Annotated in this window: 16 protein-coding genes; 4 read left to right on the plus strand and 12 right to left on the minus strand. The window is 41.8% G+C overall.

Going from position 1 to position 18,050, the window contains the following annotated elements; all coding sequences use genetic code 11:
* Positions 1-119 precede the first annotated feature (119 nt).
* Together ACQKKO_RS18830 and ACQKKO_RS18835 are read right to left on the minus strand one after the other, a co-directional pair.
* The gene (locus ACQKKO_RS18830) at positions 120-1,586 is read right to left on the minus strand and encodes a tagaturonate reductase (RefSeq protein ID WP_498649916.1); all 1,467 of its coding nucleotides are present in this window, start codon (positions 1,584-1,586) and stop codon (positions 120-122) included.
* 18 nt (positions 1,587-1,604) lie between these two features.
* Positions 1,605-3,098: a UxaA family hydrolase gene (locus ACQKKO_RS18835; RefSeq protein ID WP_498649918.1), complete on the minus strand. Its 1,494-nt coding sequence runs from the start codon at positions 3,096-3,098 to the stop codon at positions 1,605-1,607.
* 207 nt (positions 3,099-3,305) lie between these two features.
* On the opposite strand from ACQKKO_RS18835, the gene pelA reads away from it, so the two are divergent.
* Positions 3,306-4,316 carry a pectate lyase gene (gene pelA / locus ACQKKO_RS18840; protein WP_498649919.1) on the plus strand — a complete coding sequence of 337 codons (1,011 nt, stop codon included), beginning with the start codon at positions 3,306-3,308 and terminating at the stop codon, positions 4,314-4,316.
* A 47-nt stretch (positions 4,317-4,363) separates the two neighbouring features.
* Here pelA and uxaC read toward each other — a convergent pair whose 3' ends face one another.
* The 5 genes from uxaC to ACQKKO_RS18865 form a co-directional block, all read right to left on the minus strand.
* Positions 4,364-5,782 (minus strand): glucuronate isomerase, encoded by a 1,419-nt coding sequence (gene uxaC, locus ACQKKO_RS18845; RefSeq protein ID WP_498649920.1) that lies wholly within the window; start codon positions 5,780-5,782, stop codon positions 4,364-4,366.
* A 118-nt stretch (positions 5,783-5,900) separates the two neighbouring features.
* Positions 5,901-6,659 carry a DeoR/GlpR family DNA-binding transcription regulator gene (locus ACQKKO_RS18850; RefSeq protein WP_498649922.1) on the minus strand — a complete coding sequence of 253 codons (759 nt, stop codon included), beginning with the start codon at positions 6,657-6,659 and terminating at the stop codon, positions 5,901-5,903.
* A 327-nt stretch (positions 6,660-6,986) separates the two neighbouring features.
* The gene (locus ACQKKO_RS18855; protein ID WP_498649924.1) at positions 6,987-7,997 is read right to left on the minus strand and encodes an ABC transporter substrate-binding protein; all 1,011 of its coding nucleotides are present in this window, start codon (positions 7,995-7,997) and stop codon (positions 6,987-6,989) included.
* 15 nt (positions 7,998-8,012) lie between these two features.
* Positions 8,013-8,834, minus strand: coding sequence for an ABC transporter permease (locus tag ACQKKO_RS18860; protein WP_498649926.1), 822 nt, complete (start codon positions 8,832-8,834; stop codon positions 8,013-8,015).
* Positions 8,797-9,603, minus strand: coding sequence for an ABC transporter ATP-binding protein (locus tag ACQKKO_RS18865; RefSeq protein WP_498649928.1), 807 nt, complete (start codon positions 9,601-9,603; stop codon positions 8,797-8,799). The genes ACQKKO_RS18860 and ACQKKO_RS18865 overlap by 38 nt, the downstream gene beginning before the upstream one ends.
* A gap of 229 nt (positions 9,604-9,832) precedes the next feature.
* On the opposite strand from ACQKKO_RS18865, the gene ACQKKO_RS18870 reads away from it, so the two are divergent.
* Complete coding sequence (locus ACQKKO_RS18870) at positions 9,833-10,948, plus strand: NADH-dependent flavin oxidoreductase (protein WP_498649930.1); 1,116 nt, start codon at positions 9,833-9,835, stop codon at positions 10,946-10,948.
* A 53-nt stretch (positions 10,949-11,001) separates the two neighbouring features.
* On the opposite strand, the gene ACQKKO_RS18875 is transcribed toward ACQKKO_RS18870, so the two are convergent.
* Together ACQKKO_RS18875 and ACQKKO_RS18880 are read right to left on the minus strand one after the other, a co-directional pair.
* Positions 11,002-11,979 carry a hypothetical protein gene (locus ACQKKO_RS18875; protein ID WP_498649932.1) on the minus strand — a complete coding sequence of 326 codons (978 nt, stop codon included), beginning with the start codon at positions 11,977-11,979 and terminating at the stop codon, positions 11,002-11,004.
* 74 nt (positions 11,980-12,053) lie between these two features.
* The gene (locus ACQKKO_RS18880; RefSeq protein WP_498649934.1) at positions 12,054-12,470 is read right to left on the minus strand and encodes a DUF4188 domain-containing protein; all 417 of its coding nucleotides are present in this window, start codon (positions 12,468-12,470) and stop codon (positions 12,054-12,056) included.
* A gap of 137 nt (positions 12,471-12,607) precedes the next feature.
* On the opposite strand from ACQKKO_RS18880, the gene ACQKKO_RS18885 reads away from it, so the two are divergent.
* Positions 12,608-13,195 (plus strand): TetR/AcrR family transcriptional regulator, encoded by a 588-nt coding sequence (locus ACQKKO_RS18885; protein WP_498649936.1) that lies wholly within the window; start codon positions 12,608-12,610, stop codon positions 13,193-13,195.
* Between the two features lie 588 nt (positions 13,196-13,783).
* On the opposite strand, the gene ACQKKO_RS18890 is transcribed toward ACQKKO_RS18885, so the two are convergent.
* The 3 genes from ACQKKO_RS18890 to ACQKKO_RS18900 form a co-directional block, all read right to left on the minus strand.
* On the minus strand, positions 13,784-14,293 hold the full coding sequence (locus ACQKKO_RS18890) for an LURP-one-related/scramblase family protein (protein ID WP_498649938.1): 510 nt from the start codon (positions 14,291-14,293) through the stop codon (positions 13,784-13,786).
* 130 nt (positions 14,294-14,423) lie between these two features.
* The gene (locus ACQKKO_RS18895) at positions 14,424-15,371 is read right to left on the minus strand and encodes an AEC family transporter (protein ID WP_498649940.1); all 948 of its coding nucleotides are present in this window, start codon (positions 15,369-15,371) and stop codon (positions 14,424-14,426) included.
* 17 nt (positions 15,372-15,388) lie between these two features.
* The gene (locus tag ACQKKO_RS18900; protein WP_498649941.1) at positions 15,389-17,098 is read right to left on the minus strand and encodes an NAD-dependent malic enzyme; all 1,710 of its coding nucleotides are present in this window, start codon (positions 17,096-17,098) and stop codon (positions 15,389-15,391) included.
* Positions 17,099-17,326: 228 nt separating this feature from the next.
* Here ACQKKO_RS18900 and ACQKKO_RS18905 point away from each other — a divergent pair, with 228 nt between their 5' ends.
* A complete protein-coding gene (locus ACQKKO_RS18905) occupies positions 17,327-17,830 on the plus strand; it encodes a GNAT family N-acetyltransferase (protein ID WP_498649943.1) in 504 nt (167 codons plus the stop codon).
* Positions 17,831-18,050: the final 220 nt, after the last annotated feature.

An 18,050-nucleotide genomic window follows, 5' to 3' on the forward strand; every position in this document is an offset into this window, starting at 1 on the left:
CTTGGACTCGGGGTTAGAGTTCTTGCTCTTTTGGCATTCTTCTTGGTAAAGCTTCTTAGCACTCACCTCCTTCCTCAAACGAAACGAAAAAGAACCAGCCTCAGCTGGTTCTTTCCGTTTTACACAAGGGAATGAATCCCTTTTTCAAGATCTGAGGCGACTTTCTTTGTGAGCCCTTCTACTTGAGTGAGGTTTTCGCCCCAAATGGCTTCGTTTGCTAATAGTTTATAGACGGTTTCTTCAAGTGTCGCTTCTTTGGCGTCATAGGCTGCCCACACGTCTGTTAGGAAGTTTAACGTTTCTTCGTTATCACGAATGACGTAACTTGTGCCATCTCTGTCTCCTGCCAGGAAGGCTCCTTCTTTGCCGACAGGCTTCGTGTATGCAAGGAGCGCTGCTAGACTGAACGAAAGCTTCTCAGGCAGTTCGACAAACTTGTTTACGTAAGCGAGTAAGCTTGGCACAACTCTTGTTTTAAACTTGTAAAGAGGGTTCATGCCGATATCCGTTAGCTGGTGCTCAAGAAACGGATTGCTGAAACGTTCTAGGACAGATGTGGCGAATGCTTCTTTCTCTTCATCATCTGCATCAACGGTTGGAAGGATTTCGTTAAATAGTCCATCTTTCACGAAGGCTGCTAGTTTTTCATTTGTCATCGATTGATAGACGGTATCTACTCCTGATAAGTAGCAGGCTGCAAACATCATCGTATGTGCTCCATTTAACAATCGTACCTTTAGCTCACGGTAAGGAGTGGTGTCTCCCCACTTTACATTTAATCCTGCTTGATCGAATGGTAGCTTTTTGGCCACATGCTCTGGTGCATCGATAACGAACAAATGATATGGCTCACCGACCGTTAAAAGGATATCATCATATCCAAGGCGTTCTCTAAAATCTTCTTCCTCCCCACGAGGGAACCCTGTGACAATCCGATCCACAAGTGTATTACAGAAGAGATTTGCTTCTTCTACCCATTGTCTAAAGTCATCTGATAGATTCCAGTCTTTAATAAGCTTTAAGACGATCTCCTTTAATAGATCTCCGTTACCTTCAACGAGTTCACATGGAACAAGCGTAATCCCTTTGTTCGTATCTCCCTCAAACGCTTTATAGCGTTCATATAAAAAGGCAACCACTTTTCCTGGAAAAGATAGTGGAGAGCTACTCTCATCGAATGCCTCTTTGTGATACGTTAAGCCAGCCTCGGTAGTGTTAGAGAACATAAATTCAATGTGAGGTGATCTGGCTAGCTCAAGTACCTCTGACCAGTTGTTATAGGGATCAATGCCTCTTGAGATCGATTGAATGAGCTCTGCACGGTTAACGGTTTCTCCGTTTTCCACCCCTCTTAATACAGAGGTATAGAGTCCGTCCTGTGCATTTAGCTTTGGTACGACCTTTCCATGGGGCGTCGGTTGAATGGCAACCACTTTCCCATCGTACAACCCTTTTTCATTAAGCTGATGAATCATCCAATCAACAAAGCCACGGAGAAAATTCCCTTCCCCTACTTGTACGATGGTTTCTTTTCCTTGCCCTACTGGTTGATTGATCTGTTCACTTGATAGTTTCTTCCACTCCAAACCTCTCACCCTTCCCTTTTATAAAATGACGCCATCTTTAAATAAGGCAATTTCTTTAAATCCGTGCTTTTCATTGTGGGTTCTGACATCACCAGATGCTAGATCTAAAACGTAATCCAATAACTCCTCAGATAGATCATCCATTTTCTTTCCTTGAACCAATTCACCTGCGTTAAAGTCAATCCAGTTTTTCTTTCTTTCAAAGAGTGGTGTGTTTGTTGACATCTTCACTGTTGGAACAGGCCCGCCAAACGGTGTTCCTCTACCTGTTGTAAAAAGAACAATATGTGCACCTGATGCAGCTAATGCTGTCACAGAGACAAGGTCGTTTCCTGGTCCTTGTAGTAGACTAAGACCATTTTTCTTTAAGCGTCCACCATAAGGAAGAACGTCCACAACTGGTGCGAATCCACCTTTTTGAACACAGCCCAGTGACTTTTCTTCAAGTGTCGTAATTCCACCCTCTTTGTTACCTGGAGATGGGTTTTCATAGACAACCTGGTCGTGACGAATAAAGTAATCCTTGAATCCATTTACCATGTCAACGATCCCTGTAAATACTTCCTCGTCAGCTGCACGATCCATTAAAATCGTTTCAGCACCAAACATTTCAGGTACTTCCGTTAATACCGTAGATCCGCCATGCGAAATTAGTTTATCAGAGAAGGTTCCAACGAGTGGGTTCGCCGTAATACCAGACAACCCATCTGACCCTCCACATTTTAAGCCTACTTTAAGCTTCGACACAGGAATGGATTCTCTTTTAAATGTCGCTGCATAGGTTGCTAGTTCTTCGATTAAATCCATTCCTGCTTCTAACTCATCTGATACTTGCTGTACACTTAAGAATTTCACACGATCTGGGTCATAGTCTCCAATTACTTGCTTAAAGGCATCAATATAGTTGTTTTCACAGCCAAGACCAAGTACTAGAACGCCAGCTGCATTGGGGTGTGCAACTAGGTTGCTTAGGATTTTCTGAGTTGCTTGTAGATCATCGCCAAGCTGAGAGCAGCCGAATGGATGTGGGAAGTGAGAGACAGCGTCTACTCCTTCAAAGTTCATCTTGTCACCTTGTCTTGCAAGCACTTCTGCGGTTTTGTTAATACAGCCAACTGTGTTAACAATCCAGATTTCGTTTCGGATACCGACATCTCCATTCTTGCGGACATATCCTTGGAAGGTTTTTGGACTAACTTGTTCACTTGTACTTACGGCAACTTCGTTTGGTGTAAAGGTGTTGTAGTTAAGCGTCCCTTCAAGGGTTGTTTTAATATTATGTGTATGAATCCAGGCACCTTTATTAATGTCAGTGGTTGCAAAACCTATTGGGAAACCATACTTGTGTACAGGACTTCCACTCTTAATATCTTCCCGTGCTACCTTATGACCGCGTTTTACATCCTCAAGTAGAGTGATTGATTCGTTGTCTAGTTGAAGCTGTTCTCCTGCTTGATAATCACGTAATACGACAACCACGTGATCCTGTTCATTTACAATAATATGATCCATCTCTTATTACCCCTTTCAACATATGAACTGAATTTTCCCAAGTTTCATTTTACAAAAATACGCTTATTCCACTTGAATGGAATCGTTTTACGACATTATGATTAGTTTTGAAAGCGCTTACTATTAATCTATATTATATCAATGTTAAAGGAGGGAAATGGTAGATTTGTTCCATACCAACAAAAAAAGATGAATGGAGTGACCCTTTTGAAAAAAATTAAATTCCTCTCCCCTATTTTTGTAATGATTATTTTGTTTGGATTGTTTACTCCCTCAAATGCGAAAGCAAATGACATAGTGACTCAAGCTGAACATCTATTAACCTGGCAAATGGAACATGGTGGATGGACAAAAGATTCGCCTCATATCTACACACGCGATTGGGATGGTAGTGAGCCACGATCGGTTTGGATATCCAATGGACAAGAGCTTGGAACCGTCGATAACGATGCAACCGTCTCAGAGTTATTGATAGTTGCTGAAGCGTATCAACTAACTGGCGATCAGCGTTTCCTAGACAGTGCAAATGCAGCAATCGACTTTTTGTTTAAGCTTCAATATGAAAGTGGCGGAATTACTCAAGTCTATCCCGAGCGTGGGACAGGCCCATCTGATAACGTTTGGTATTCTAATTACGTAACATTTAATGACCAAGCGATGATCAATGTTCTTGAAATCATGGAACAAATCGCAAATCAAGAAGCTCCCTTTGATGGTGATTTTGGAAATGACGAGTTGCGAGCTGAGCTCTTTGACGCAATCGATCTTGGATTAGACTATATCCTTAAGGCTCAAATTGTTGCCCAAGGAAAACCTACTGCATGGGGTCAGCAGCATCATCCTGAAACGTATGAACCAATGCCTGGAAGAGCTTACGAACATGTCTCCATCTCTGCCGACGAGTCAGTTGGTGTCGTTGAGTGGCTTCAATCACGACCTGACCAAACACCTGAAGTGAAAAATGCGGTCAACAACGCACTAAGATGGTTTGAAAAGGCAAAAGTAAAGAATACGAGATATGAGAGAAGAGTAGAACCGCACTTCTTTAAAGAACAAGGTGCACAAACATGGTATAGATTCTACGAGATTGGTACAAATCGCCCTATCTTCTCTGGTCGAGACGGTGTCATTCGTCACAAGATCATGGAGATTGAACAGGAAAGACGCTATGGATATGCTTGGGCTGGCAACTGGCCTGAACGTGTACTGAATAAATAGATTCAAAAAAGGTCTGTCAAACGTATATGGCAGACCTTTTTCTTTACTTACCCTAACTCAAAATAACGCTCAGCATTGTTGTAGCAAATGTTTTCAATCATTGCACCAATCCACTCATAATCCTCAGGTGCTTCTCCTGCTGCAATCCAACTTCCAACCAAGTCACAAAGCACACGACGGAAATATTCATGTCTTGTATAAGAAAGGAAGCTTCTTGAATCTGTTAACATTCCAACAAATGTGCTTAAGATACCAATGCTTGAAAGGTCTTTAAGCTGCTTAAGCATTCCTTCCTTTTGATCGTTGAACCACCAGCCAGATCCAAATTGAATCTTGCCTTGCGCTCCACTAGATTGGAAGTTTCCGATAGCGGATGCAATCACTTCATTATAAATAGGGTTCACTGTATAAATGATAGATTTAGGTAATTGATCTGTTTTTTCGAGTTCGTTTAAAAAGCCATTTAGTGATACAGCCATAGGTGCGTCTCCCATGGAATCAAAACCAGTATCTGGACCAAGCTGATTAAACATACGCGTATTATTATTTCGTGCAGCACCTAAATGTAGTTGCATCGTCCAGTCTAATTTGTGATAGAGACGTCCAAGAAACTGCATTGTAAATGCTTGGTAAGAAAGCTCTTCTTCAGGCGTTACGACTTCCCCGTTTAATGCCTTCTGGAAAACGGCTCCAGCTTCTGCTTCTGATGTATTTGTGTATGGAATCGTATCAATTCCGTGGTCAGATAAACGGCAACCTGCTTCATGGAACACATTTGCTCTTTTCTCTAAAGCATCCAACAGTTCTTGATATGAGCGAATAGTTGTGTCACTTGCTGCTCCAAGCTTCTCAACATAGCCTTTAAACAAGTCTGTTTTAATAGCAAGAACTTTATCTGGACGGAACGCAGGATATACCTTTGTTTTAAAGTCTCCGTTTTCAGCGGCTATCTTTTTATGAGACTCTAATGAATCAATCGGGTCATCTGTTGTACAAATTACGCTTACATTTGACTGATTGATGATTCCCCGTGTACTCATATCTGAATCCTGCAAACGCTCATTTACTTGAGTCCAGATACGCTCCGCAGACTGTTCATTTAACAACTCATCAACCCCAAAGTAACGCTTTAATTCAAGATGTGTCCAGTGATATAGCGGATTTCCAATTGTGTGTGGCACCGCTTGAGCCCACTTTAGAAACTTCTCTTTGTCACTCTTTTCACCCGTTATATAAGCTTCATCAATACCTAGAGCGCGCATGCCTCGCCATTTGTAGTGATCCCCATGTAACCAAACTTCTGCAATATTGTTATAACGACGATCATCCGCAATTTCGTGTGGAGATACGTGGCAGTGATAATCTAAGATTGGTTGATTTTTTGCAAATTCGTGATAGAGCCTCTTTGCTGGCTCGTTGGATAGTAGAAAATCATCATGAATAAACGTTTTACCTGTGGAAATCATCGGTATCTCTCCTTCAAGGGTTGAACGCATTTCGAAGATTTATAGATTATAATTGTTCGAATCCGTTCGATTTGGTTTGATTATATCATGTTGGCGCTTACATCACAATGCTTTCATTTTAGGCTAACTTAATGTGAGGAACTCTTTCTTTAAATGCATCATAAATCGATTCATCTAGGTCAGCATCTGTAATAATTTGATCCAATTGGTCAAGCGTCGCAAACGTCATTAAGCCGGTTTGCTCAAACTTTGTGGAGTCTGCAATTAATGTGACATGTCTCGCCCGTTTGATCACTGTACTCTTCCAATCAAAATGAAAGCTGTTAAGTACGGTTAGTCCTTGATTAATTGACACACCTGTTGTTCCAAGGAATAAGCGACTGACATAGAGATGTGACAAGGCTTCAATGGTCTGATTTCCAAACAGGGACGTAGTGGCTCCAAGCTGTGATCCACCTAGCATTGTTAATTGGATGTTTTCTTTTGCATAGAGTATATGAGCGATCTCAATATCATTTGTAATGACAGCTAGCGGAAACTCACCTAAAAGCTCTGCAAGTGCATAGGTTGTACTGCCTCCATCTAACAAAATGACTTCATTTGGTTCGATCGTTTTTAGAGCAGCTTTAGCAATGTCAGCCTTTTTGTTTTGATGACTCGATTGGCGTTCCTTTTCAGGGAAGAGTCGCGTCTGATCTTGACGAATGACTGCTCCGCCATGGACACGTTGCAGCAAGTGGCGTTTTTCTAATTCTTCTAGATCTAAACGAATGGTCTTTTCCGTAACGTTAAGTAGATCACTAACTACAGATACCTTAAGTGCTTTATGCTTATCAAGGTAAGCTAATAGTTTTTCGTGGCGTTCTAATGACAACATGTGTATTCTCCTTTTAACGGACGTTCTATTCCTATTATCGAACAAAAACGAACATTAGTAAACAACTTTTTTGTAGAATAGCTTGTCCTAGAATAGGAATGAAAAAATATATCTGAGCAACTTATCCGCTACACGAGAATTTCTCGCACCTGCGGGAACGGCCTCAGCCTCTTTCGCGGAGAACCACCGCTACAGAGTCTTCACCGCGTACTTTTTCGGAGGGAGTCTCGGGTTCTCATTCCGCTTGTTTGATTAAGAAGACACGAATGGCAAATGTTTCAATTATAGAACCATTTGCCAATTCGCATTCCAAAGTTAAATTCTTAGTTATTCATTCTTTTCAACAAACTGCATATCAACCATTTTCTCGTAGGAGTATGGTTGGTCGTAGATGCCGGTTTTCTTTAGGACGTCCATTGTTTTGGCTAATGCTTCTTCTGTAATAATTCCGTCCTTGCTCCAATGTTCATCCTTGTATGCTCGGTCTTGCGTAGCTTCTACTTGTTCGTCGCTAAGTGTCGGGAATTCTTTACGCAAGACCTCTTCTGCAAGTTCTGGGTCATCGTAGACGGTTTCGAGTCCACGCAAGATTGCTCGAACAAAGCCTTGCACCTGCTCTGGATCCTCGTCAATGGTTGATTGCTTCACACTAATTACAGAGTAAGGGTAATCTCCGAGTGATGGAAATCCAAAGAATGGCTCTTCCCAGATTCCTTTGTTGATTCCTTCAGCAATCGTCGGTTCAGCTCCGTTGGCGATTTGAGATTTTCCTTGTTCAACTAAGGCAATAACTGCTGTGACATCCGCCGGCTCCTCGAGCGTTACGTCGTTTTCAAGGTCAATGCCAAGATCAATGAACAGAGATCTTGTTAGCAGGTTCGGACTTCCTCCATATCTGCTTGCGGCGATATTCTTCCCTTTTATAAAAGCAGCGAGCTCCTCATCGCTATCCCCGTCAGGCTGCGTTCCCTTTTCAGCCATAAGATACACATTCGCCCGGTTCACAACGTTTGCTACTGCTACAATTGGATCACTGCTTCCATCGTTAGCAAGTTCATTTGAGTCAGGTCCAGCAATGTTCCCCCATACTTCTCCGCTGACTAGTGACGTGACATGTGCGCCTCCAGCAGCTGTAACCATTTCAACATCAAGACCTTCTTCTTCAAAATATCCTTCTTGAATCGCAATGTATAATGGTAAATAACCGGTTAAATGTGCAGGCTCCGCAATCGATACTTTCTCAAGCTTGACCTCATTACTCCCACTACAGCTAGCAAGTAGTAATCCAAACGCCATCATGCATACAATCGTTGCTTTTGTTTTTAGCGTTCTAAGCATCCGTTCCATACCTCCTTAAGCTTTTTGCCCAATTTTTTTAAGCAGCCATCGTTCAATCAGTCCGACAAACCAGTACATGAATAAAGCAAGTAGTGAAAGCACTGTAACACCGACCCAAACCAAATCAATATCAAGAATTTGTCCTGCATAAAGAATCATGCGCCCAATTCCTTCTCTTGAAGCAATAAATTCACCAACAATCGTCCCGGCAAGCGCTAGTGCAATGTTAATTCGTAAGCTACTAATGATCCAAGGCAAGGAAGAAGGAATGACCACTTTTGAGAAAACATGACGTCTTTTTGCCCCTAGTGTGTATAGGAGCTTCTCCATATCCGGATCGATCTGCTTCACTCCGCTATAAGCTGCCAAAGCCGTTACAATCACTGTCATGCTAAAAGCGAGCACGACCTTTGAGGGAAAACCGATACCGATCAGAATAACAAGGACGGGAGCCAAAGCTAATTTAGGAATAGCATTAAACGCGACTAAGTATGGTTCACTAATCGCCGCATACAATTTCGACCACCAGAAGGAAAGTCCAATTAAAGCTCCAATAACCGTACCTAGTATGAATCCATAGATAGTGGCCCCAGACGTGAATATCAGGTCTTGAATCAATGTGCTCTCTGTTAATTGAAACCAGCCTTTTTCGAGAATGACTGTTGGTGAACTCCAGTAGTAAGAATCAATCAATCCGAAGCGAACCCCGAGCTCCCATCCAACTATGATAAAAAAACCAACTAAACACCGACCTAAAATAGTATAGAAGGAGAACCACTTGCCTGATCCCTCTTGCCCATCACCTGCCTTTTTGTTCTGATTGCTCACCGTGCTCACGTGGCTCTACCTCCTTTTCTTCTTGCGAGAGTAAATGGTACAAGGTGCGTTTCATGTCAAGAAATTCATTGGTTAATAAGTCTTCTCTTTGGCGAGGGCGCTTTAGATCAACGTCAAGTACAGCCTTGACTGATCCTGGCCTTGCTGAGAGAACATAGATGGTATCTGATAAAAAAATCGCCTCATCAATGTCATGTGTAACAAACATGATTGTTTTCTCCACATCGGCCCACATCTTCAGGAGCCAAGACTGCATTTGACCTTTTGTCTGTGCATCAAGCGCAGCAAAGGGTTCATCTAAAAGCATGATGTCGGCATCGTACAGGAACGTTCGCAACAAAGCCGCCCGTTGTCTCATTCCACCAGATAATTCATTTGGAAAATGCTGTTCAAACCCTTTTAATCCGTAGCGTTCAAGAAGAGGCAAGGCTTCTTGGATCGCATCCTTTTTCTTTATTCCTTTTAATTCAAGTCCAAGAATGACATTCTGGATAATCGTACGCCACGGTAGGAGCAGGTCTTTCTGAAGCATGTAACCAACCTGACCACTTTTGTTAAGAATACTTTGACCATCAACCAGCACATCACCTGACGTAGGAGTGGTTAGCCCTGCAATAATATTAAAAAGTGTGGATTTTCCACATCCACTCGGACCAAGTACACTGACAAATTTCCCTTTCTCTATTTGCAGATTGACCGGTTTTAAAACCTCTGTGGTCTGGCCATCCTTTTGAAATGATTTTCCCAACTCTTGAATACGTAGTTTCACTTTCGATCACCTCCCAGTTGGATGCTTGTATCGTTTTACTTCTTTATGCATGACAGTTATTCAGGTGCTTTATCCTATGCAAATGCCCTCCGGAGATGAAGGTTTTTACGAAAAAAAGCAATTATGTTGTCAGATATCCAAGCATGAGCAGATGGTTTGCAGAGAATCAGTTAACCACCTAAACTGATCAAAGGAACCTACATAAACTAACGAAAGAAGGATGTTGAAGATGAAGTCAGCTTATCAACCTCTTTTTAAGCCATTTACATTTAGGAGCGGTGTACAAACCGAGAACAGAATTATGGTTGCACCGATGACACATTATAGTTCGAATGATGACGGGACGATTTCAGAGCAAGAGCTTCCTTATATTTCTGTGCGTTCGGATGGACCAGGAATTGTCATTACGGCTTGTGCCAATGTTCACGAAAACGGAAAGGCATTCCCAGGTCAGCCAGGTATCTATGATGATGCACACATCCCTGGGCTAAAAAGACTTGCTGATACGATCCATGAAAAAGGCGCAAAAGCCGTGATTCAAATTCATCATGGCGGCTTGCAATGTCCTTCAAATCTAGTGCCCAATGGAGACGTACTAAGTGCAAGTGACATTCCTGACAAAGGAGTGCGTGCTTTAACAGATGCAGAGGTCCAAGAAATCATTGCAGGGTTTGGGGCAGCAACAACAAGAGCAATACAAGCTGGATTTGATGGAGTTGAGATCCATGGTGCCAATGGCTACTTGATCCAACAATTCTTTTCTCCTCATACAAATAAACGATCCGATACATGGGGCGGCGAGTCTGCATCAGATCGACTTGCCTTTCCATTAGCAATTGTTGATACAGTAAAAGACGCGGTTGCAACAGAGGGTGCAGAGAACTTTTTAGTAGGCTATCGCTTTTCTCCAGAAGAACCTGAAACACCTGGTTTAACAATGGAGGATACCTCTGTACTCGTTGATGCACTCGCACAAAAAGAGCTTGATTACCTGCATGTCTCTCTAATGGAAGCTCATTCAAAAGCACGTAGAGGTGCAGATGAAACAAGAAGCAGACTTAGTCTCATTAAAGAGCGAGTCGGCGAGCAAGTACCAATCGTTGGAGTTGGTTCAGTCTATACGCCGGCAGAGGCAGTCGCCGTGTTAGAAGATGAAGGAATGGATTTTGTAGCGATTGGACGAGAGTTTCTTATTGAGCCTAACTGGGTGAACATGGTGAAGAATGGTGAAGAGGCCAACATTCAAACAGTAATCAAGGTTAGTCAAAAAGAAACATATACACTGCCAGAACCACTGTGGAATTTAATTATGAATGCTCGTGGCTGGGTACCTTTTGAGGAATAGAATCAACATGAAAAAGCGAATGCCCCTTGCTTAGGGCACTCGCTTTTTTTCATTTATTCAATCACATCTGGTAGATCAAACATTCCACGTTCTTCAATGTGAAGCTCAAAGTCCAAGCCGTCCTGAAGCTCCGCAACTTTGTCCTCTGCTTCCTCAAATGTTCGGTAATACCCTTCTTCCACAAACAGCGTTTCACCTGTGGAATGAATTGTTCTTACGTTTTCATTTTCAGTGGAACCAAGATCGCTCAGAAAACGCTGGATCCCTTCAACTGTCTCTTCAGCTGGGAAAATAGAAGCCGTTCTTACCGAATATACAGCAGGATACTCTTCTTTCTCCAGCATTCGAACATCCGTAACAATTTTACCTGGATCGTGCATTTCAAACACTTCATATTCAACGCTTTCATTAAAATAGGAAGCGAGTATCATCATTGAATCATCAAAAACAGGGAGTAAATCTATGTAAGAAAAAAGAATAGACTCGTCAAAACTCGGAAACTCGTCGGCCTGGTCCCGAATACCATTTAAGGTGTAAACGAGCCTGGCAGGATAGTATTCCTGTGCGACTTCAAAATAGTTAGGTATCTTAGCTTGGCCCCTTACTTCTTGAAAATTCCCTTCATAGACTTCCAGTACGAGTCGCTCAAATCCATCATGCATCCCATGATTCATGTCATCAATGACCTTGCCATCCGTAATCTCACCACCAACAAACAAACCGTTTTCCACATACTCAACTTCTTTGGTTGTCTTAGCTTCTCGTTCTTCGCTCGAATCAAATCTCTTAAGCTCTTGAACATCAGAATGGTCTTCTTCCTCTTCTACTTCACTATCACTTTCAGGAATTTCCGGCTCTTCTTCACCCTCCTGATCTGTTTCAACTTCATCTTCATCAGTTGGCTCTTGGACAACCGTTCCGTCATGTGTTTCATTCGCTTCATTTAAACCATTCGTTTGATCATCGTCTCCACACGCCACTAAACCTATCATTAAGAAACCAGTAGACAGTAAGCCGACCCGAGTGTTCATCCTATCTCTCCTCGCTTCCTTTGCTTCTGTTTACCCTTTCCCAGAAATTAGTTAGTGTACACGTTGAATTCAACTTATCTCTGTAATTTTACCAAGCCCATCTCTGGCATATTCACAAAAATGGAATGATACTGATGAGCCGGAACGTTGTATGCTTCATGAAAAATACCAATGCTGTAGTCAGCAGCTACTCGTTTATTAAAGTGTTTCCATGCCTTCAGGTGTTTAGGGGACCTAGAATAACCCATGAGCGCCTCTTCTGATTTCCAATATTGGATCAATGTTACCCCGCGCCAGGTTAAATTGAATTCAGAATGATAAAACCCTAACTCTTGCTTATGCTGGGATAGTTCTGTAAGCATCGGTCCCATCGCCATAAAAGTCTTGAACCACTTATGTACGGCCCAAAGCTTTGTAATCTTTATCCCAATCACAAAAATTGTGATCGGTTGATCGTTTTTTGGTATCAATCTGCCTTTAGTAATATTCAACGGTCTCCCTCATTTCTTTGATTCGATTGACTTTTAATACACTACACATTAACCTAAAAACAAACCAACGGTCGGTTTCAGATTAAAATACCGACCGTCGGTTTGTCAATGCTTTTATGAAAGGATTATTTACTAATATGGATACTCATAAACTACCAGCTAGCTTGCTACATATCTTAGCCCAAACAGAACAGCTCATCAAAGAACACGGGTGTGCTAATACAACATTAAAAATGATTATGGAGCAGTCAGCTGTTTCAAAAGGCGCAATCTATCATTATGTGAGCAGCAAAGATGAACTGTTTGGTTTGTTACTACAGAGTCATATCAGTAAGATCAATGCTACGTTCTGGTCTATTTTAGAGAACAATTGCGTTCGATTAGAAGAACCTCTATCAGCAATTACAGAGGGATTAACTTTCTTTTTGAATGAAGAAGATGTAACAAACTCCATTTTCACCTATCTCCTTAGTAAAAAAGACAATCCTCAAGTTGAGAAGGTTTTAGAGGACTTTTATACATTTAGTGAAAGCCAAGCAGTAAGCTGGATTAAAACTGGACAAGTGGGCGGAGTCATTGATTCAAAGGTTGATCCAGCCCGTAGTGCTTCCTCTTTTTTAACGTACTCTTATGGGTTAAGAGTCATGCAGATTGTCGCTCCAGACCGAACACCTGAACTCAAGGAGCAGTTTTATTCATATATGTATAAAACACTTGCTCCCTAAACGTAAAAAACAAGCTCCAGTATTGAATGCTGGGCTTGTTCCTTGCTTTCCTTTTGCTAACGCTGTTCTTCTTGGTAGGACTCCCATTCTCCTTGAAGTACCTATCATTCTTCTTGGTGCGGGCTCCAGCGTTCTTGTTATCGAGGAGACGAGCTTGATTTCAAGCTCGTTTTCCTTGTTATCAGCACCTGTTTCTTGGTGGAATGGGCTCTCGGCTTGGTAGTTTGCTCATTGTTCTTGCTAAGGCTCTTTGCTTCTTGATTAAATGGGGTTTCATCTTAGTATTCCCAGCCACTCTCTTGCTAACGCTGTTCTTCTTGGTGGGACTCCCATTCTCCTTGAAGTACCTATCATTCTTCTTGGTGCGGGTTCCAGCGTTCTTGTTATCGAGGAGACGAGCTTGGTTTCAAGCTCGTTTTCCTTGTTATCAGCACCTGTTTCTTGGTGGAATGGACTCTCGGCTTGGTAGTTCCCTCATTGTTCTTGCTAAGGCTCTTTGCTTCTTGATTAAATGGGGTTTCATCTTAGTATTCCCAGCCACTCTCTTGCTAATGCTGTTCTTCTTGGTCTGCCCCTAAAGATCATTCCTTACTGATTATCACTAAATGAATGATTTCCACTTCCACCGCTCTTTTTATTATGAAGAACCATATCTATGACAATCATGATCGCTAAACAAGGTAAAACGTGTTCATCGTTGTGGATCGTGACGTGGTACGTATCTCCCCACGATAGCCACTCTTTAGTTACTGTCATCAGTTCTGTTGAACCGTCCCTCAAAATGTATTGATGGTTAAACACATCTCCTTCGACCACCCAGTTATAAGGGAGAATATCAAAGTTAGCTTTGAAGAATGTAAATTTCTTTACCACCTCGCATATAACCTGGCCATCAACCTCAATTAAGTAACGTGGCATCCAGGAGGCCAGTTTTTGTTTGATATGAATTTGATTTGGACCATTTATTTCAGAAATCGTTAATTGGTCACCGAATGAAAAGAATTTACCTTGTACGTCATATAATTGATTGCCTTCAAGATCCGCTACAGTAAATTGGTCATTAAACGTGAAGATCCGTTGTTTGATATATAAGTCCATTTCGCCACACCCTTTCATTTCTGTGTGTATTTACGTTGTGCATGAGAAAAAGTTCCATACAGGAAAGAACGTTGTAGATAAAAACGCAAAGAGCTTCCAAAAATGTTGTCATTTTTGGAAGCTCAGTCTCTTACATCAAAAGTGAAATTAAGAAAGGTAAGGTCAATACAGAGATAATGGCACTTAACACAAAGGCAGAACCAGCTTCAGCCTCCATCGATTCAAAACGGACAGCTATCATAGCTGCAACCGCAGAACCAGGAAAGGCAACGAGCAGGACTAACATGGTTGTATCTTCTCGGGACATTCCCACCGCCCAAGCAATTAAAAGCATTAACGCTGGTTGAATGATTGTTTTTAGAATAGCGATACTGAAAGCTGATCCATTAAAGCTGATCTTTCTAATCCCTACTGTTACACCCACTGCAAAGAGCGCAACACCCGAGGTCACATCGCCTATTTCATTAAATGAATCTGCAAGTAGACCAGGTGCATGAAAACCAAGTAGGGTAAGGATCACTGCAATCAACGGCACAAGTGCTAATGGCTCACGTAGTCCGTGTGCAAAGGTTTTAACAATTACTTTTCCCATCTTTTCGTTTTCAACTTTTTCTCTTTGACCTATGGTTCCCATAATGGTTGCTGTTGGGTCAAGCAGTGCATTAACAACAATCCCAGTCACTGCAATTGGAACAGCTACTACTTCCGAGCCAAACAAGCTTCCCAAAACGGGAATTCCCATGAAGGCAAAGGTTGGTTGAGCAGCGTTTAATGAAAACATAGCCGAATTTGAGAGGGTAAACTTAAACCCAAATTTCATGATCACATAAATCACAAGATAAAAGACAAAGATTCCAAGTACTAATGCGATCAGAAACGGCCATTGTGCAAGTAGGACATCTCTTGGTGTGGTTGTCACACCAACAAATAAATGAGCTGGTAAGGCAAACTTTGTAACAAGTGTGTTGATTCCTTTTGACGAATGTTTATCAAATACATTTAAATATCCTGCAAGATACCCGAGTAAAATAACAAAGAATATTGGTATCAGGATGATGAAGATTTCACTTATTCCCACTTTTCAGGACTCCAATTTCAGTTAGCTTTTTTCGAGGATACAATGGTTTTATAGGTTGGCTCCCACATTGCATCCTTCACTGCCTGTTCGATGTTGTCTGGTGTTATTTGAGCAACATTCTCCTCAATGGCCGCTTTGGCTACAGCGACCGCAACATCAAATGAAACAGACCGAAGATCCTCTACTCTCGGCAGAATGGCTGCGCCTTCTCCTGTTCCTTTTGTGGCATTCGCAACAGCTTCTGCTGAGGCTGCAAACATCTTCTCCGTAAAGAGTTTTGCTTTTACAACGACAGCGCCGAGCCCCAGGCCAGGAAATACAAATGCATTATTGGCCTGACCGATCTCATAGTCAACACCTTTATAGCTCACTGGAGAAAATGGGCTACCCGTTGCAATGAGAGCTTTTCCATCCGTCCACTTGATTAGATCTTCTGGAATGGCCTCTGCTAGAGGAGTTGGATTAGACATAGGCATGATGATCGGTCGCTCAGTATGAGCCGCCATTTCACGCACAACCTTTTCGCTAAAAGCACCTGTTGTACCTGATGTACCAATTAGAATCGTTGGCTTTACATGCTTGATGACTTCTAACAGTTCGATTTGGCCCTCTACATTTCTTTCCCAGTTGGTCACCTCAGAATCTGGACGAAGATATGGCTTATGAAAGTCAGCTGTGTTTCCTCTACTTTCTGTGAGCAGTCCGAATTGATCGACAGCCCAGAATTGTTGGTACGCAGCCTCTTCCGTTATTCCATTGAGCGTCATCGCCCCAACGATTTGATCAGCATTCCCAATCCCTGCTGATCCCGGCCCAAAGACGACTACTCGCTGTTCTTCTAATGGGTTACCCGTTACTTTTAATGCTGATACAATGGCAGACAGAGTAACAGCACCTGTTCCTTGAATATCATCATTAAAGTTTAGAACCGATTCCTTGTAGTCATCAATAATCTTCCTAGCGTTGGCACCACCAAAATCCTCCCAGTGAAGTAATGCACTCGGGAATTTCTTTAGTGATTCTTCAACATAAGCAGAGATAAACTGATCATACTTTTCTCCGCGAACCCGTCCATGACGTTCACCAATATATAAAGGGTCCTCGAGGAGCTTTTGATTATTTGTACCAGTATCCAGTACAACAGCTAATACTCGACTTGGATCAATTCCAGCTGCGGCAGTGTATACGGCAAGCTTGCCAATTGCAATCTTAATTCCACCAATACCCCAGTCACCAATACCAAGGATACTTTCAGAATCAGTTGCAACAATGATATCTATATCATCTGAACCAAGGTTAATATTTTCAAATGCCTTTGAAATGCCTTCCACGTTAGTAATGGATAGGTACAAACCCTCAGGACGGTAATATTCGTGGCTATATTCTTGAATCGCCGTACCTACAGTTGGCGTATAAACAACAGGTAGCATTTCAGCGATATGTTCGCTGAACAAGTGATAAAATAACACCCGGTTCCGGTTCGCTAAATCACTTAAAACGACATTTTTTCGAAGATTTGTTGGTTGAGCTAAAAACTGTTCATACGCACGATCGCTTTGTTCCTTGATCGTAAGAACAGTTGGAGGAAGTAGCCCCTCTAGTTCTAGATCTCTCCGTTCTTCTTCCGTAAAAGCAACCCCTTTATTCAGGCTTGGATTCATTAATAAATCCTTCCCTTTTAAAGCGGTTTTGATCTCATCTTGAGGTAATGTCTGTGTTGAATTCACAATAGGACCTTCTTTCATAAAATTAAGGATCATTCCTTATTACTTCGGTACACGAAATATACTCCTTTGATATATTCATGTCAACCTAATGTAACTTTGTTAAGTTTGTTTATTATGAATCAGGATTACATAAATATGCGGCACAAACGTGAAAAACAAGGGCAAAGAAAAGACATCCTAAAAGGTCTGTGATACATTTGAGGATATCTTTCTTTAGAGGTGAACATCTTGATACGTCCAGCACAATCTACAGATATCCAATACTTAGCAAACATGGCATCAGAAACTGTTGAAATAATGAAAAAAGAGCAAAATGATCAATGGGATAATCAATATCCTTTGGCTGAGGACTTTCAAAAAGATGTAGATAATCAGTCCATATTCGTATATATACTTGATGATGAAGTCGCTGGATCGATCACGATCGATCAACACTTCTCCACTGCATATAGCGAGTTTGAATGGGATCGACCAATTGAACAAGCCATGATTTTTCATCGACTAGTCGTAAACCCATCCATCCGTAAAAAGGGAATTGCATCACAGCTCATTTCTTTTGCTGAACGTCATGCGATTGAGAATGGCTGTACGTCAATGAAAGTAGACACTTATTCATTAAATCGTAAGGCACAGGAGCTTTTTAAAAAGCACCACTTTACCTTTGTAGGGGAGCAAACGTTTCCCGAACGAGAAAATCCCTTTTACTTTTATGAAAAGGTCCTGACTCCATAAAAAAAGAACGAGGCTGGTACATAACATTAATTTGAATAGTAAAACACGAACATATTACTATATCCGATACAGGAGAATCCCTCCCACCCGCGGGGGACGGCCTCAGCTCCTTCCGCTCTTTTGATAAAATCGAGTAGGAGGATAATCATTAATTGATTATCCGACCTCTCACACCACCGTACGTACGGTTCCGTATACGGCGGTTCAATATCTTGCGTAC

Source organism: Alkalihalobacillus sp. NPDC127517, from assembly GCF_050276055.1.
Classification (GTDB): Bacteria; Bacillota; Bacilli; order Bacillales; family Bacillaceae_D; genus Alkalicoccobacillus.

Bases quoted from the DNA above. Each gene is read 5' to 3' on its own strand.
- uxaC (WP_498649920.1), bottom strand. From the start codon at position 5,782: ATGATTTCCACAGGTAAAACGTTTATTCATGATGATTTTCTACTATCC.
- ACQKKO_RS18875 (WP_498649932.1), bottom strand. From the start codon at position 11,979: ATGAACACTCGGGTCGGCTTACTGTCTACTGGTTTCTTAATGATAGGT.
- ACQKKO_RS18885 (WP_498649936.1), top strand. From the start codon at position 12,608: ATGGATACTCATAAACTACCAGCTAGCTTGCTACATATCTTAGCCCAA.
- ACQKKO_RS18850 (WP_498649922.1), bottom strand. From the start codon at position 6,659: ATGTTGTCATTAGAACGCCACGAAAAACTATTAGCTTACCTTGATAAG.
- ACQKKO_RS18890 (WP_498649938.1), bottom strand. From the start codon at position 14,293: ATGGACTTATATATCAAACAACGGATCTTCACGTTTAATGACCAATTT.
- ACQKKO_RS18855 (WP_498649924.1), bottom strand. From the start codon at position 7,997: ATGCTTAGAACGCTAAAAACAAAAGCAACGATTGTATGCATGATGGCG.
- ACQKKO_RS18835 (WP_498649918.1), bottom strand. From the start codon at position 3,098: ATGGATCATATTATTGTAAATGAACAGGATCACGTGGTTGTCGTATTA.
- ACQKKO_RS18870 (WP_498649930.1), top strand. From the start codon at position 9,833: ATGAAGTCAGCTTATCAACCTCTTTTTAAGCCATTTACATTTAGGAGC.